Below are 13264 nucleotides of genomic sequence, written 5' to 3' on the forward strand. Positions count from 1 at the left end.
GCCACGGCATGGACCATTACCAGCAGCATCCCTCCGCCATCGTCGACGACGGCGCCCGCATCGGACCCGGCACCCGCATATGGCACTTCGCGCACGTGTGCGCCGGGGCGTGCATCGGCAGGCGCGTCTCGCTGGGACAGAACGTGTTCGTCGGCAACAAGGTGGTCATCGGCGACGACTGCAAGATCCAGAACAACGTGTCGGTGTACGACAACGTGACGCTGGAGGAAGGCGTCTTCTGCGGCCCCAGCATGGTGTTCACCAACGTCTACAACCCCCGCTCGCTGATCCCGCGCAAGGACGAATACCGCGACACCGTGGTGAAACGCGGCGCCACCCTGGGCGCGAACTGCACCATCGTCTGCGGCGTCACGATCGGCGAGTTCGCCTTCGTGGGCGCCGGCGCGGTGGTCAACCACGACGTCCCGGCGTATGCGCTGGTGGTGGGCGTGCCGGCGCGGCAGGTAGGCTGGATGAGCGAGTACGGCGAGCAGTTGGACCTGCCGCTGGCCGGGGACGGCGTCGCCACCTGCGCGCATACCGGCGCCCGCTACGTGCTCGGCGGCGGGCGGCTGGAAAAGCGCGAGGCAAAGCGGGCGTGATCGACTTCAACGACCTCAAGGCCCAGCAGGCCCGCATCAAGCCGCAGATCGACGCGGCGATCCAGCGCGTGCTCGCGCAGGGGCAGTACATTTCCGGGCCGGAAGTCGGGGAGCTGGAAGAGCGGCTCGCCCACCGCGTCGGCGCCCGGCACTGCATCAGCTGCGCGAACGGCACGGACGCGCTGCAGATCGTGCAGATGGCGCTGGGCATAGGCCCCGGCGACGAGGTCGTCACGCCCGGCTTCACCTACATCGCCACGGCGGAGACGGTGGCGCTGCTGGGCGCCCGTCCGGTGTACGTGGACATCGACCCGCGCACCTACAACCTCGACCCGGCCCGCCTCGAGGCGGCGATCACCTTGCGCACCCGCGCGATCATCCCGGTTTCGCTGTACGGGCAATGCGCGGATTTCGACGCGATCAACGCAATCGCGGCACGGCACGGCATCCCGGTGATCGAGGATGCGGCGCAGAGTTTCGGCGCCAGCTACAAGGGGCGGCCTTCGTGCAACCTCGGCACGGTCGCCTGCACCAGCTTCTTTCCCAGCAAGCCGCTGGGCTGTTACGGCGACGGCGGCGCGATCTTCACCAACGACGACCAGCTCGCCCTGGCCATGCGGCAGATCGCGCGCCACGGCCAGGACCGCCGCTACCACCACGTGCGCGTGGGCATCAACAGCCGGCTGGACACGCTGCAGGCGGCCATCCTGCTGGCCAAGCTGGCGATCTTCGACGACGAGATCGAGCTGCGCCAGCGGGTCGCCGCGCATTACGACGCGCGGCTGGCCGAGATCGGCATCGCCACCACGCCGTACATCGAGCCGCACAACACCAGCGTCTACGCCCAGTACACCATACGCGTCGAAGACCGCGACGCTTTGCAGGCGCGCCTGAAGGACGCGGGCATTCCCACCGTGGTGCACTACCCGGTGCCGATCAACCGGCAGACCGCGGTGGCGCAGAGCAACGCCAGCCTGCCGGTGGGCGACGAGGTGGCGATGCAGGTGCTGAGCCTGCCCATGCATCCCTACCTCACCGAGGCGCAGATCGGCCGGATCGCGGAAAGCCTCGCCGCGGCGCCGGTGCGGTAGGCGGAGCGGCCGTGCTGGATTTCCTCGCCAGGCTGATCAGCGGTTCCGTGGACTGGGCGCAGCGCCGAAGCCACGCCCGCCGCCTGCGCGAGTACAGCGGCATCTCCCCGCGGGCCACGATAGGGCTGGGGTCGAAGCTGATCGGCCCGAAGCAGAATTTCCTGATCGGCGAGATGAGCTACCTCAACCAGGCACACCTGTCGTGCGGGCCGCGCTCCAGGGTGGTCATCGGGCGCAGCTGCGCGATCGGCTACAACGTGTCGATCAAGGCGATCACGCATTCGCAGGCGCAGCCGACGAACAACGCGGCGGGCCCGATCATCCACACGGAGCGGGACATCGTCATCGGCGACGACTGCTGGATCGGCGACAACGTCTTCATCCGCGAAGGCGTCACGCTGGGCAACAACGTGATCGTCGGCGCCAACTCCGTCATCACCCGGTCCGTACCGGACAACCGGGTGATCGCCGGGGTCCCCGCACGAGTCATCAGGGAGCGATGAATGCGCGCGTCGACCACCCCGTCCGGGCGTGTGCGCGTGCCTGGCGAAGCCTGCAGCGGCCCGCGCCGCACGGATCCCGCCGCCAGGCTCCAGGGTGCATGCCGGCGCGGCGCGATCCGTCCACAGTACCGTTGGCCGCCGGCCGTGGCCGCATGAAGAAGATCATCTTCGGGAAATGCTATGCGTTCTCCGGCGAGGCGGTGCACGAACGCCACCTCGCCGAATGCCTCGCGCTGTACCAGGACGCCGGCGACGCGGCGCCGCAGGTGGCGATACGCATCATGCATGCGCTGCCGCCGCGCGTGCCTGCGGCGATCAACCCGAAGTCGCACCGGACGTTCGCACGCGGCATGCTGACGTCGTTTCCGCCCGCCGACGTCTACTGGGGCTGGTCGGACGACGGCTGCCTGGAGATCGACGTCGCGCTGAAGGTCCGCCAGGGCGTGAAGCACGGGATCAAGAAGCTGCTGTCCACCGAATTCGCGAGCGAGCTCGAGCTGCTGGAAAAGGTGCTGCACGAATTCGTGCTGGTCCCTTCCACGTATTTCTTCGACGACGTGGCGCCCATCCACGCGGCCTGCGTCACGGTGGACGGCGTGGCCTGCCTGCTGGCGGGGACTGCCGGCGTGGGCAAGTCGGCCGCGATGATCGCGCTGCGGCAGAACCACCGCGTCGGCTTCGTCAGCGACGACATCGTCATCGCGTCATCGGCGGGTCCGCAGGTCTACGCCAACATGGCCTGGCCGAAGATCTACGGCTACAACTGCAACGGCGACACGCTGAAAGGCGAGCTGCTCGCGGGACGCGGATGGGTCGACCGCACCCAGTTCCGCATCAAGAGCCGCATGGATTCGGCCAGCGCGCGCCGGATGATCCGGCCGGATCGCGTCTATCACCACGTGGAATCCGCGCCGGTGGCGCTTTCGCGCCTGTACTACGTGATCCGGGAGGACGTCCCCGGCATACGCGTGGCCGCCCTGGACGCCGCGAATGCCGTCGACATGACGATCGACGTGGTCCGCGCCGAGTACAGCATCTTCCACGACCATCTCCACTGGGAACGCTACAACGCGCTGGCCACCGGCACGGCGCCCATGCTGACCATGGACCGGGTGATCGCGAACTGGCGCTCGGCGCTGGCGAAATGCTTCGCCGGCGTCGCCTGCTTCAAGGTGAGCATTCCGTTCGACATGGACCAGCTCGCCTATCGCGCCGGCATGGTCGGTCTGATCGTCACGGACGCGGGAGGGCTGCCGTGAAGATCGCCATTCTCACGAATGCCTATCCCTACCATCCGGGCGAGCAGTTCATGGAGGACGAGATCGCATTCTGGGCCGGCAACCCGGTGGCCGAGGTGACGCTGCTGCCCGCGGTGGCCGCGGGCGAGCCGCGCCCGCTTCCCGCGGGCATTGCCGTCGACCTCGGCATGGCCGGCGGCAGCCGGCTGGCGCGGCTGCGCTGCGTGTTGCGTGCGGCGGGCTCGCAGCTGTTTCGCCGCGAGCTGGCCTACCTGTGGGGCTCGCGCAAGCTGCGCGTCGCCACCGCGCTGCGCGCGATCCTGCACACGTCCAAGGTGCTGGAGCAGCAGCAGCGCCTGGAGCGGTACGCGAGGACGCACGGGCGGATCGACGTGGCCTACTGCTACTGGAACGAAACGCAGTCCTACGCCGCGCTGCGGGCAAGGGCGGCGGGAGCGGTGCGCAAGGTGGTCTCCCGGCTGCACGGCTTCGACCTGTACGAGGCGCGGCGGGAACACGCCTACATGCCGCTCAAGCGGCAGTTCATCGGCTGCTTCGACACGCTGTTCGCACTGTCGCGCGAAGCCCGCACCTACCTGGAGGCGACCTATGGCGCGCCCGCCGGGAACACCCGCATCAGTCCGCTGGGCGTACCGCTGACGGGCGCCCTGTCGGCGGCCAGCCCGCCGGGTTTCCTGCATCTTGTCTCGGTGTCGTCCTGCCTTCCGGTCAAGCGCCTGGACCGCATCGTCGAGGCGCTGCACCTGCTGGCTCGCCGCCACGCGCAGGCCAGGATCACGTGGACGCACATCGGCGGCGGTCCGCAGCTGGCGGAGATCGCGCAGCTCGCGCAAACGCGGCTGGGCGGCCTGTCCAACGTCGCGTTCGAGTTCCTCGGCGACCTGCCGAACCAGGTCGTCAAGCATTACTACCTCGGCACCCCGGTCGACGTGTTCGTCAACACCAGCGAGTCGGAAGGCATGCCGGTGTCCGTGATGGAGGCGATGAGCGCCGGCGTGCCGGCGGTGGCGCCCGACGTGGGCGGCGTTTCCGATCTCGTGTCGGACGAGTGCGGCGCCTTGCTGGCCGCCTCGCCCGGCAGCGGGGAGATCGCCGACGCGATCGCCCGGGTGGCGCTGGGAGGGGAAAAGGACGCGCTGCGCCTGCAGGCCCGCCGGGTGATCGAGGCGCGCTTCTGCGCCGGCCGGAACTACCCGGCGTTCATCGCCGGCGTGCTGGCGATCGGGGCGGCGCCCGCATGAACCGCCCTCGCCCGCCCGCCCCACGCACCGCCGGCGAACCTGCCGGCGGCCCATGGCGCCGCGGGGCGGGTCGATGAACATCAAGACCATACTGTCGTTCGCGATCGGCCCCATCGCGACGGCCGGGCTGGGCCTGGTCACGGTGCCCATCATCGCCTGGGTGTTTCCGCCCGCCGACGTGGGCCGCCTCAACATCGTCCGGATCGCGGTGGACTTCGGCGTGTTGCTGTTCAACCTCGGGCTCGATCGCGCCTACGTGCGGGAATACTACGAATGCGCGGATCGCCCGGCCCTGCTGAAGTCGTGCTTCCTGCCGGGATTCGCGCTGATGCTGTTCGCGTTCCTGCTCACGCTGCCGTTCCAGGGCCACATGGCGGCATGGCTGTTCGACCTGGGGCATCCGGGCTACTACTGGATACTGATCGCCTGCCTGGTGGTCAGCTTCGTCTCGCGATTCCTCTCGCTGATCCTGCGCATGCAGGATCGCGGCCTGGCGTTTTCCATGAGCCAGATCCTGCCGAAGGTGATCCTGCTGCTCGCCGTCGCCGTACTGGCATGGCCGGCCATTCCGAAATCCTTCGGCCAGCTCGAAGCCGCCTACCTCGTGTCCCTGCTCTCGGTGCTGTTCGTCTACAGCCTGAGCACGCGGCACGAATGGGTGCCGGCGCTGCGCGCGCCGCTGTCCCGCCCGCAGGTCCACGCGCTGCTGCTCTACGGATTGCCGCTGATCTTCGCCGGCGTGGCGTACTGGGGCCTCAGCGCCACCAGCACGCTGGTGCTGCGCACGATGTCCACGCTGTCCGAGCTTGCGGTGTACTCGGTGTCGATGAGCTTCGCCAGCATAGGCGCGGTCTTTCAGGCGATCTTCACCGTGCTGTGGGCGCCGCTGGTCTACAAGTGGGTGGCGCACGGCGTGGACATGCGCCGGGTCGACCACATCGCGCACCAGGCGCTGGCCATCGTCTGCGCGATCTGGGTGCTGACCGGGGTGTTCTCGTGGGTGACCGACTTCGTGCTGCCGCCGCGCTACACGCAGGTGAAGTACCTGATGCTGTGCTGCATCGGGCAGCCGCTGCTGTACACGCTTTCCGAGGTGACCTGCGTGGGCATAGGCATCACGCGCAGGTCCGGGCTGTCGCTGTGGTCCACGCTCGCGGCGCTGGTCGCCAACGTCGCCGTCAGCGTGTATCTCACGCCACGGTACGGCGCGGCGGGCGCGGTGGTCGCGAACACGCTGGCGTTCCTGGTCTTCTTCATCGCGCGCACCGAGGCGTCGGCACGCGTGTGGCGCCCGTTCCCGCGCGCGCGGCTGTACGCCTTCGTTTCCGCGGGGGTGGGGCTTTCCATCGCCACGCTGGCGTTCGCGCCGCGCGCGCCGATGCTGTTCCACATCGTCTGGCTGGCCTTGCTGCCGGCGATCGCATGGGCGTTCCGCACGGAATGGACCGCGATCTACAGGTCGCTGCACTCGTCCATCAAGTTGACGCGATGGTCGCCGGAGCCGGAGCCGTGAACGTCTCCCGCAAGCCCGCGGCGGCGTGCCTGACTGCGGCCCGAACGCCGCGCGCCGGCGCCACGGAAATTCACGCAATGCTGCCCGGCGATGCGTTATTGCTCGAAGACATCGGCACGCGATGGCGAGGCGACGCGGAGATCGAGGATCCATCGGTGAAGAAGATCAACCTGTTCGTTTTCGCGGCACACCACCTGAGCGGCAACATCGCCGCACAGCGGTTCAGGGCGCTGCTGAAATACCTGGATCCAGCGAAATACCGGGTGTTCGTGTTCACCCGGGAACCCGCCGCAGGCGTCCATGCGGCGAACGCGGCGACCGGCCCGGAAACCAGCATCCACGCGTTCCCGGGCCGTTGCGTGGGCAGCGAGTCGAGCGCCGCGGCATCGGCGCTCGCCTTGACCGCGGCCTTCGCGCATAGACTGCCCGCGATGCTGGCCAACGGCGATGCGCGGACGCGTCCGTGGTTCGCCCTGGCATGGGCAGAGGCCGACCGCCTCTGCGGCGAGCGGCTGGCGGCGGGCGAATCCTGCGTGGCGATCGGCACGTATTCGCCGGTCGATGCGCTGATCGCCGCCGCCGCGCTGGCCAGCCGGCGCCGCATCGCCTGCCTGCAGGATTTCCGCGATGGCCTGGTGTTCGAATCGCTGGGCCGGGGCGGCCGCCTGCGCGATTTCGCGCGGCGGGCGATCGAGCGGCGCGTGGTGGCGCCCGCGGCGCTGATCACATCGGTGAGCCGTCCCCTGGTGGACGACTTCCGCCGCCGTTATCCGGACAAGACCACGGTGAACCTTCCGAACGGCTTCGATCCCGACGACTTCGCCCGGCTGCCCGCCGACACCGGCAGCGCCAGCCGGGCCGCGGCGATCCTCGCGCAGCAGGTGCCGGCCGGCGCGCAGCTGATCGGCCATTTCGGCCGCATCGGCGCCAGCGACTCATCGGCGTCGAACAGCCTGGACTGCTTCATCGACCTGTTGAACGACGCGCCCGAACTGGCGGCGGGCAGACACGTGATGTTCGTCGGCGAGCTGACGGAGGCCGAGCGCGCATCGCTTCGGCGCGCCCGGTTCTCCGTTGGCGTGCTCGGACCGGTCGAGCGCGCGCTCGCGCTGCAGCTGATGCGACGCTGCGACAAGCTGCTGCTGCTGACCGGCACGCGCACCAGTTGCGCCACCGGCAAGCTGTTCGAATACCTCGCCGCCGGCGCGCCGGTGGTGTGCGTTTCCGGCGTGCCCAACGAAGCGACGGCCATCCTCGACGAAACCGGCGCCGGGCAGAGCCTGCTGACCAGCGTCGCCGCGGGCGGCGAGGCATTGCGCGCGGCGCTGGCGCCTGCCCCCGCGAACGTGCGCCGCGACGTGAGCACCTACAGCCGCATCGTGCAGGCCGGCCTGCTCGACCGGTGGCTTGCGCACATGGTGGCGGCATGAACTCCGGCAACGGCCCCATCCCGGCCGGTGCGTCGCTGTCCGGCGTGGCGCCCGCCCTGCCCCGCTACGCCGGCGGCAGGTACCGGATCACGGCGGGCCACCTGTTCCTTGGCGCGGCGATCCTGCTGCTGCTGCTCACGGTGGTCGTGCCCAACTCCCTGCCTGTCCCCACTGGCGCGGCGATGGGCCTGGCGTTCCTGCTCGCGCTGCCCGGGCTGCAGATCGGCCCGGGCTTCCGGAACCTGCTCGCGTGCTACGGCGTCACGGTGGTCGTCACCGTCGCCTACATGATCGTCGGCGGCATGCACGGCGCGACGATGGTCGCGCTCGCGCAGACCGCGGTGATCTACATCTTCTCGCCGCTGCTGTGGATGGTCATCGCCCACGCCCTGCTGAAACGGCTGGGCACCGAGCGGCTGATCGACTGGTTCGCCATGCTCAGCGTGCTGTGCGCGGTCAGCGTGGCGGCGTTCTTCTACCTGTATCTCCGGCATGGCGCCGCCGCCGTGGCGTTCTTCTTCAAGGGCGCCAACGTCAACCTCAACGACGGTTTTTCCGGCGCCACCATGCACGTCTACGGCTCGCTGATCTTCCTGAGCGGCGCGTTCTTCAGTTCGCCGGAACTCATACGCAGCCGCCTCCTGCGGTTCGCGCTGCTGGGGATGCTGCTGGCGAGCGCGCTCACCTCCGGCCGTTCCGCGCTCATCCTGTCGGTGCCGCTGGGCTGGTGCCTCGGCCTGGCGCTGATGTCGCGCACCATCGGCAACACGCGCAAATCCGCGTTCACCCAGCTCATCCGCTACGGCGTGCCGATGCTGGCCGCTGCCGCCGCGGCGCTTGCGCTGCTGCAGGCCTACACCCAGATCAACCTGGGCACGGTGCTCACCACCGTCACGGACAAGCTCGCTTCGGGCGGCGGCAGCGCACGCGTGCAGATGGGCCGTTCGCTGTTCTCCGGCATCCTCGGCAACGGCGGCCTGGGCTCCGGCCATGGCGTGGGCGTGCCGTTCGTCAGCGACCCCATCCATCCCTGGCGCTATGAACTGGTGTGGGTCGCCACGCTGTACCGGGTCGGGATACTCGGCGCGCTGGTCTACGCGCTGCCGTTCCTGCTGTATTTCGTCGCGATCCTGCGGCTGGCGCATGCGCGCCGGCTGCCGGCGCGGCACAAGTTCATGTTCTGCGGCCTGGTGTGCGCCTTCCTCGCCACCAACACCAACCCCTACATCGAGGCGTTCGCGTTCCAGTGGATGTACGTCGTCCCGCTGGTGGCGCTGGCCATCGAGTACCGGGCGTGCTTCAGGCAGGAGCCGGCATGAGGCGCCTCAAGGTGCTGCTGTTCTCGAGGTATTCGCGGCTGGGGCCAAGCACCCGGTTGCGCAGCCTGCAATACCTGCCGCTGCTCGAAGGCCACGACATCGACGTGGAAGTGCACGAGCTGTTTCCCGACGCCTATCTGGAGAACCTGTACGGCGAGCGCCCGGCGAGCGCCCGGCGCAGCGCGTGGCAGTACTACGCCCGGCGCATGGCGCAGGTCCTGCGCCGCGATGCGCACGACCTGCTGTGGATCGAAGGCGAACTGTTCCCCTACCTGCCGTACTGGCTTGAATCCGGATTCGTGCCCTCGGCGAAGCCCTATGTCGTGGACTACGACGACGCGCTGTTCCACAAGTACGACATGTCGCCCAACCCGCTGGTGCGCCGCCTGCTCGGGCGCAAGATCGACCAGGTGATGCGCCGGGCGGCCTGCGTGATCGCCGGCAACCGCTACCTCGCCGCGCGCGCCGCCCGGGCCGGCGCCGCGCGGATCGAGATCATCCCCACCGTGGTGGACGAGAAACGCTACGCGCTGGCGCGGCACGCGGACGCCGGGCAGCCGGTGATCGGCTGGGTGGGCTCGCCGGCCACCGAGGAATACCTGCTGGACGACCGCGAGGTGCTGGAACAGGCCTGCGGCATGCACGGCGCGCGCCTGCTGCTGGTCGGCCCGCGGCCGGAAGTGGCGGGCCGGTTCGGCAGCGTGGTGCCGGAGGTGGTGCCGTGGTCCGAGGTCAGCGAGGCCGCCACGATCGCCCGGATGGACATCGGCATCATGCCGCTGCGCGACGGCCCGTGGGAACGCGGCAAGTGCGGCTACAAGATCATCCAGTACATGGCCTGCGGCCTGCCGGTGGTGGCTTCGGCGGTGGGCGCGAACGTCGACATCGTGCGCCACGGCGAGGACGGCTTCCTGGCCGCGGGCGCGGCCGACTGGCACGACGCGCTGGAACAACTGATCCGCAGCCGCCCGCTGCGCGCGCGCATGGGCCTCGCGGGCCGCGCGCGCGTGGAGCGCGAGTACAGCGTGGGCGCGCAGGCGTCGCGGCTCGCGCAGGTGCTGCTGCACGGCGCGGGGTGGCACTGATGTGCGGCCTCGCGGGATTCTGGCAGTTGCGGGGCGGTTCGCGGGACGTGCTGCTGCGGCAGGTACAGGCGATGTCGGACCGGCTGATCCATCGCGGCCCCGACGACCAGGGCGAGTGGTGCGACGAAGCGGCCGGCATTGCGCTGGCGCAGCGCCGGCTGGCGATCCTCGATCTCTCGGCGGCCGGCCACCAGCCGATGCTGTCGGCCTGCCGGCGCCACGTGCTCGTGTTCAACGGCGAGATCTACAACCACCTCGACCTGCGCCGGCAGCTCCAGGCGCAGGGCGCGGCGCCGGCGTGGCGCGGCCATTCGGACACCGAGACCCTGCTCGCCTGTTTCGTCGCCTGGGGCATGGAGCGCACGCTGCGGGCCTGCACCGGCATGTTCGCGCTGGCCCTGTGGGACCGGCAGCAGCGCACGCTCACGCTGGCGCGCGACCGCATGGGCGAGAAGCCGCTCTACTACGCGTGGCAGGGCGACACCCTGCTGTTCGGTTCGGAACTCAAGGCGCTGAAGGCGCATGCGTCGTTCGGGGCGGAGGTGGACCGCGGCGCGCTGGCGCTGCTGCTGCGCCACGACTGCGTCCCGGCGCCGTATTCGATCTACCGGGGTGTCTCCAAGCTGCGCCCCGGGCATCTGCTGCATGTCGACGCCCTTTCGCCGCAGAGCGCGGAGCCCGAGGCGTACTGGCGCTACAACGACGTCGTCAGCGCGGGCCTCGCCGATCCGTTCCACGGCTCCGACGCCGAAGCCGCCGACGCGCTGGAGCAGCGGCTGGGCGCCAGCATAGCCGCGCAGATGCTGGCCGACGTGCCGCTGGGCGCATTCCTCAGCGGCGGCATCGACAGCAGCACCGTCGTGGCCCTGATGCAGGCGCGCAGCTCCCGCCCGGTCAAGACCTTCACCATGGGATTCGGCGAGGCCGGCTACGACGAGGCCGCGCACGCCCGCGCCGTCGCCGCGCATCTCGGCACCGAGCACACCGATCTCCGCGTGAGCCCCGACGACGCGCTCGCGGTGATCCCGAACCTTCCGTCCATCTTCTGCGAACCGTTCGGCGACAGCTCGCAGATCCCGACCTTCCTGGTCAGCGAGCTGACCCGCCGCGAAGTGACGGTGGCGCTGAGCGGCGACGGCGGCGACGAGCTTTTCGGCGGCTACAACCGCTATCTCGGCGCGCGCAGGACCTGGGAGCGCATGCGCCGACTGCCGGCGCTGGCGCGCCGCGCCGGCACGGGCTTCCTGCGCACGATGCCGCCGGACGCGTGGAACCGGTGGTTCGAGCGCATCCGGCCGCTGCTGCCCAGGCGCTGGCACCTCGCCACTCCCGGCGACAAGGCGCAGAAGCTGGCGGAGGTGTTGTCGCTGTCCAGCGGCGACGCGTTCTTCCTGCACCTCGCCAGCCAGTGGCAGCACCCGGAAAGCGTGGTGATGGGCGCGCACGAACCGGCGACCCTGCTCACCGACCCGGGCGCGTGGCCGGACACCGGGCACCTGGCGCAGTGGATGATGGCGATGGACGCGCAGAGCTACCTGCCCGACGACATCCTGGTGAAGGTCGACCGGGCGGCCATGGCGAACAGCCTGGAAACGCGCGTGCCCATGCTGGACCACCGCGTGGTCGAACTCGCCTGGCGCCTGCCGCCGCAGCAGAAGATCCGCGACGGCGAAGGCAAGTGGCTGCTGCGCCAGGTGCTGTACCGGCACGTGCCCAGGGCCCTGGTCGAACGCCCGAAGATGGGCTTCGCGATCCCGCTGGACAGCTGGCTGCGCGGTCCCCTGCGCGACTGGGCGGAGGCGTTGCTGGACGAGCGCCGCCTGCGCCACGAAGGCTATTTCCACCCCGCGCCCATCCGCCAGAAATGGCAGGAGCACCTCGGCGGCAGGCACAACTGGCAGTACCCGCTGTGGACGGTGCTGATGTTCCAGGCCTGGCTGCAGGAAACCCGGAGGACGTCCCTGTGAGGTCGGCGCCTGCCATCCACCCGCATGCCCGCGCCGCCGCCACTTCCCTGCGCGAGACACGCCCATGAAAGCGATACTGTTCGCCAACACGGACTGGTACCTCTACAACTTCCGTCGCTCGCTGGCGCTCGCGCTGCAGCGGCAGGGCTGCGAGGTGCTGCTGGTTTCGCCGCCCGGCGCCTACGGCGAAAAGCTGCGCAGCCTGGGGCTGCGCTGGGAGCCGGTGCCGATGGCGCGGCGCAGCCTCAACCCGCTGCGGGAACTGGCGCTGCTGTGGCATCTGGTGCGCCTGCTGCGACGCGAGCAGGCGGAGCTGGTGCACGGCTTCACGATCAAGTGCGCGGTATACGGCTCGCTGGCGGCGCGCCTGGCGGGCGTGCCCGCCCGGGTGAACGCGGTGGCCGGCATGGGCTACGTGTTCACCAGCCCGCAGTGGAAGGCGCGCGTGCTGCGGCCGGTGGTGCGCAGCCTGCTGCGCCTGGCGCTGGGCGGGCGCGGCGCGCGGCTGATCCTGCAGAACGCGGACGACGTGGCGCTGTTCGAGCGCGCCGGCCTGGTCGACCTCTCGCATATCCGCCTGATCCGCGGCTCGGGGGTGAACTGCGCGCAGTTCGCCTCGCAGGCGCACGGCAAGGCCCCCGGCGACGGGCGCACGCGCGTGCTGCTGGCGAGCCGGTTGCTGTGGGACAAGGGGCTGGAGGAGTTCGTCGCCGCCCTGCGCCAGTTGCGCCTGGAAGGCTGCAGCGTCCACGCCCTGCTCGCCGGCACGCCGGACCCCGGCAACCCCGCCGCCGTGCCGGAAGCGACGATACGCGGCTGGGTGGACGAGAAGCTGGTCGCCTGGCTGGGCCATGTCGACGACATGGCCGCGCTGCTCGGTTCGGTGGACATGGTCGTGCTGCCCAGCCACCGGGAAGGCCTGCCGAGATCGCTGGTCGAGGCCGCGGCCTGCGGCCTACCCCTGATCACCACCGACGTGCCCGGCTGCCGCGAGGTGGTGTCCGACGGCGTCGACGGCCTGCTGGTGCCCAGGGGCGACAGCCAGGCGCTGGCGCAGGCGATCCGGCGGCTCAAGGAAAACCCGCAGCTCGCGCGGCGGCTGGGCGACGCGGCACGCCTGAAGGCGCGCTCGCAATTCGATGAAGGCATCGTCATCCAGCGCACCCTCGAGGTCTATGCGGAACTGTGCGATCCGCCGACGGTGCCCGCCGGGCTGCCCCAGTAGACCTCCCTCACCCGTGCCTCGCGGCTCCC

The 13264-nt window shown here is 70.0% G+C and carries 10 protein-coding genes; all 10 read left to right on the forward strand.

Annotation, left to right across the window (positions count from 1 at the left end):
* The first annotated feature begins 8 nt into the window (after nucleotides 1–8).
* Nucleotides 9–602 carry an acyltransferase gene (locus PCA_RS08090; RefSeq protein WP_181302089.1) on the forward strand — a complete coding sequence of 198 codons (594 nt, stop codon included), beginning with the start codon at nucleotides 9–11 and terminating at the stop codon, nucleotides 600–602.
* Nucleotides 599–1693, forward strand: coding sequence for a DegT/DnrJ/EryC1/StrS family aminotransferase (locus PCA_RS08095; protein WP_181302090.1), 1095 nt, complete (start codon nucleotides 599–601; stop codon nucleotides 1691–1693). Before PCA_RS08090 ends, PCA_RS08095 begins: the two co-directional genes overlap by 4 nt.
* A gap of 11 nt (nucleotides 1694–1704) precedes the next feature.
* Nucleotides 1705–2196 carry an acyltransferase gene (locus PCA_RS08100; protein WP_181302091.1) on the forward strand — a complete coding sequence of 164 codons (492 nt, stop codon included), beginning with the start codon at nucleotides 1705–1707 and terminating at the stop codon, nucleotides 2194–2196.
* Between the two features lie 152 nt (nucleotides 2197–2348).
* Nucleotides 2349–3455, forward strand: a complete 1107-nt coding sequence (locus PCA_RS08105) for a hypothetical protein (RefSeq protein ID WP_181302092.1) — start codon at nucleotides 2349–2351, stop codon at nucleotides 3453–3455.
* Nucleotides 3452–4696, forward strand: a complete 1245-nt coding sequence (locus PCA_RS08110) for a glycosyltransferase (RefSeq protein ID WP_343204427.1) — start codon at nucleotides 3452–3454, stop codon at nucleotides 4694–4696. The genes PCA_RS08105 and PCA_RS08110 overlap by 4 nt, the downstream gene beginning before the upstream one ends.
* A gap of 73 nt (nucleotides 4697–4769) precedes the next feature.
* Nucleotides 4770–6209 carry a lipopolysaccharide biosynthesis protein gene (locus tag PCA_RS08115; RefSeq protein WP_181302094.1) on the forward strand — a complete coding sequence of 480 codons (1440 nt, stop codon included), beginning with the start codon at nucleotides 4770–4772 and terminating at the stop codon, nucleotides 6207–6209.
* Nucleotides 6210–7635: 1426 nt separating this feature from the next.
* Nucleotides 7636–8958, forward strand: coding sequence for a hypothetical protein (locus tag PCA_RS08125; protein ID WP_181302095.1), 1323 nt, complete (start codon nucleotides 7636–7638; stop codon nucleotides 8956–8958).
* Nucleotides 8955–10043 (forward strand): glycosyltransferase family 4 protein, encoded by a 1089-nt coding sequence (locus PCA_RS08130; protein WP_181302096.1) that lies wholly within the window; start codon nucleotides 8955–8957, stop codon nucleotides 10041–10043. Before PCA_RS08125 ends, PCA_RS08130 begins: the two co-directional genes overlap by 4 nt.
* Complete coding sequence (gene asnB / locus PCA_RS08135; protein WP_181302227.1) at nucleotides 10043–12010, forward strand: asparagine synthase (glutamine-hydrolyzing); 1968 nt, start codon at nucleotides 10043–10045, stop codon at nucleotides 12008–12010. The genes PCA_RS08130 and asnB overlap by 1 nt, the downstream gene beginning before the upstream one ends.
* Nucleotides 12011–12074: 64 nt before the next feature.
* On the forward strand, nucleotides 12075–13235 hold the full coding sequence (locus PCA_RS08140) for a glycosyltransferase family 4 protein (protein ID WP_181302097.1): 1161 nt from the start codon (nucleotides 12075–12077) through the stop codon (nucleotides 13233–13235).
* The last annotated feature ends 29 nt before the right edge of the window (nucleotides 13236–13264 follow it).

The organism is Rhodanobacter sp. PCA2 (genome assembly GCF_013620825.1).
Lineage (GTDB): Bacteria > Pseudomonadota > Gammaproteobacteria > Xanthomonadales > Rhodanobacteraceae > Rhodanobacter_A.

What these genes read in the sequence shown, in the direction of transcription:
- PCA_RS08090 (WP_181302089.1), top strand. Translation starts at nt 9, where the DNA reads ATGGACCATTACCAGCAGCATCCCTCCGCCATCGTCGACGACGGCGCC.
- PCA_RS08105 (WP_181302092.1), top strand. Translation starts at nt 2,349, where the DNA reads ATGAAGAAGATCATCTTCGGGAAATGCTATGCGTTCTCCGGCGAGGCG.
- PCA_RS08115 (WP_181302094.1), top strand. Translation starts at nt 4,770, where the DNA reads ATGAACATCAAGACCATACTGTCGTTCGCGATCGGCCCCATCGCGACG.
- PCA_RS08125 (WP_181302095.1), top strand. Translation starts at nt 7,636, where the DNA reads ATGAACTCCGGCAACGGCCCCATCCCGGCCGGTGCGTCGCTGTCCGGC.
- PCA_RS08130 (WP_181302096.1), top strand. Translation starts at nt 8,955, where the DNA reads ATGAGGCGCCTCAAGGTGCTGCTGTTCTCGAGGTATTCGCGGCTGGGG.
- asnB (WP_181302227.1), top strand. Translation starts at nt 10,043, where the DNA reads ATGTGCGGCCTCGCGGGATTCTGGCAGTTGCGGGGCGGTTCGCGGGAC.
- PCA_RS08140 (WP_181302097.1), top strand. Translation starts at nt 12,075, where the DNA reads ATGAAAGCGATACTGTTCGCCAACACGGACTGGTACCTCTACAACTTC.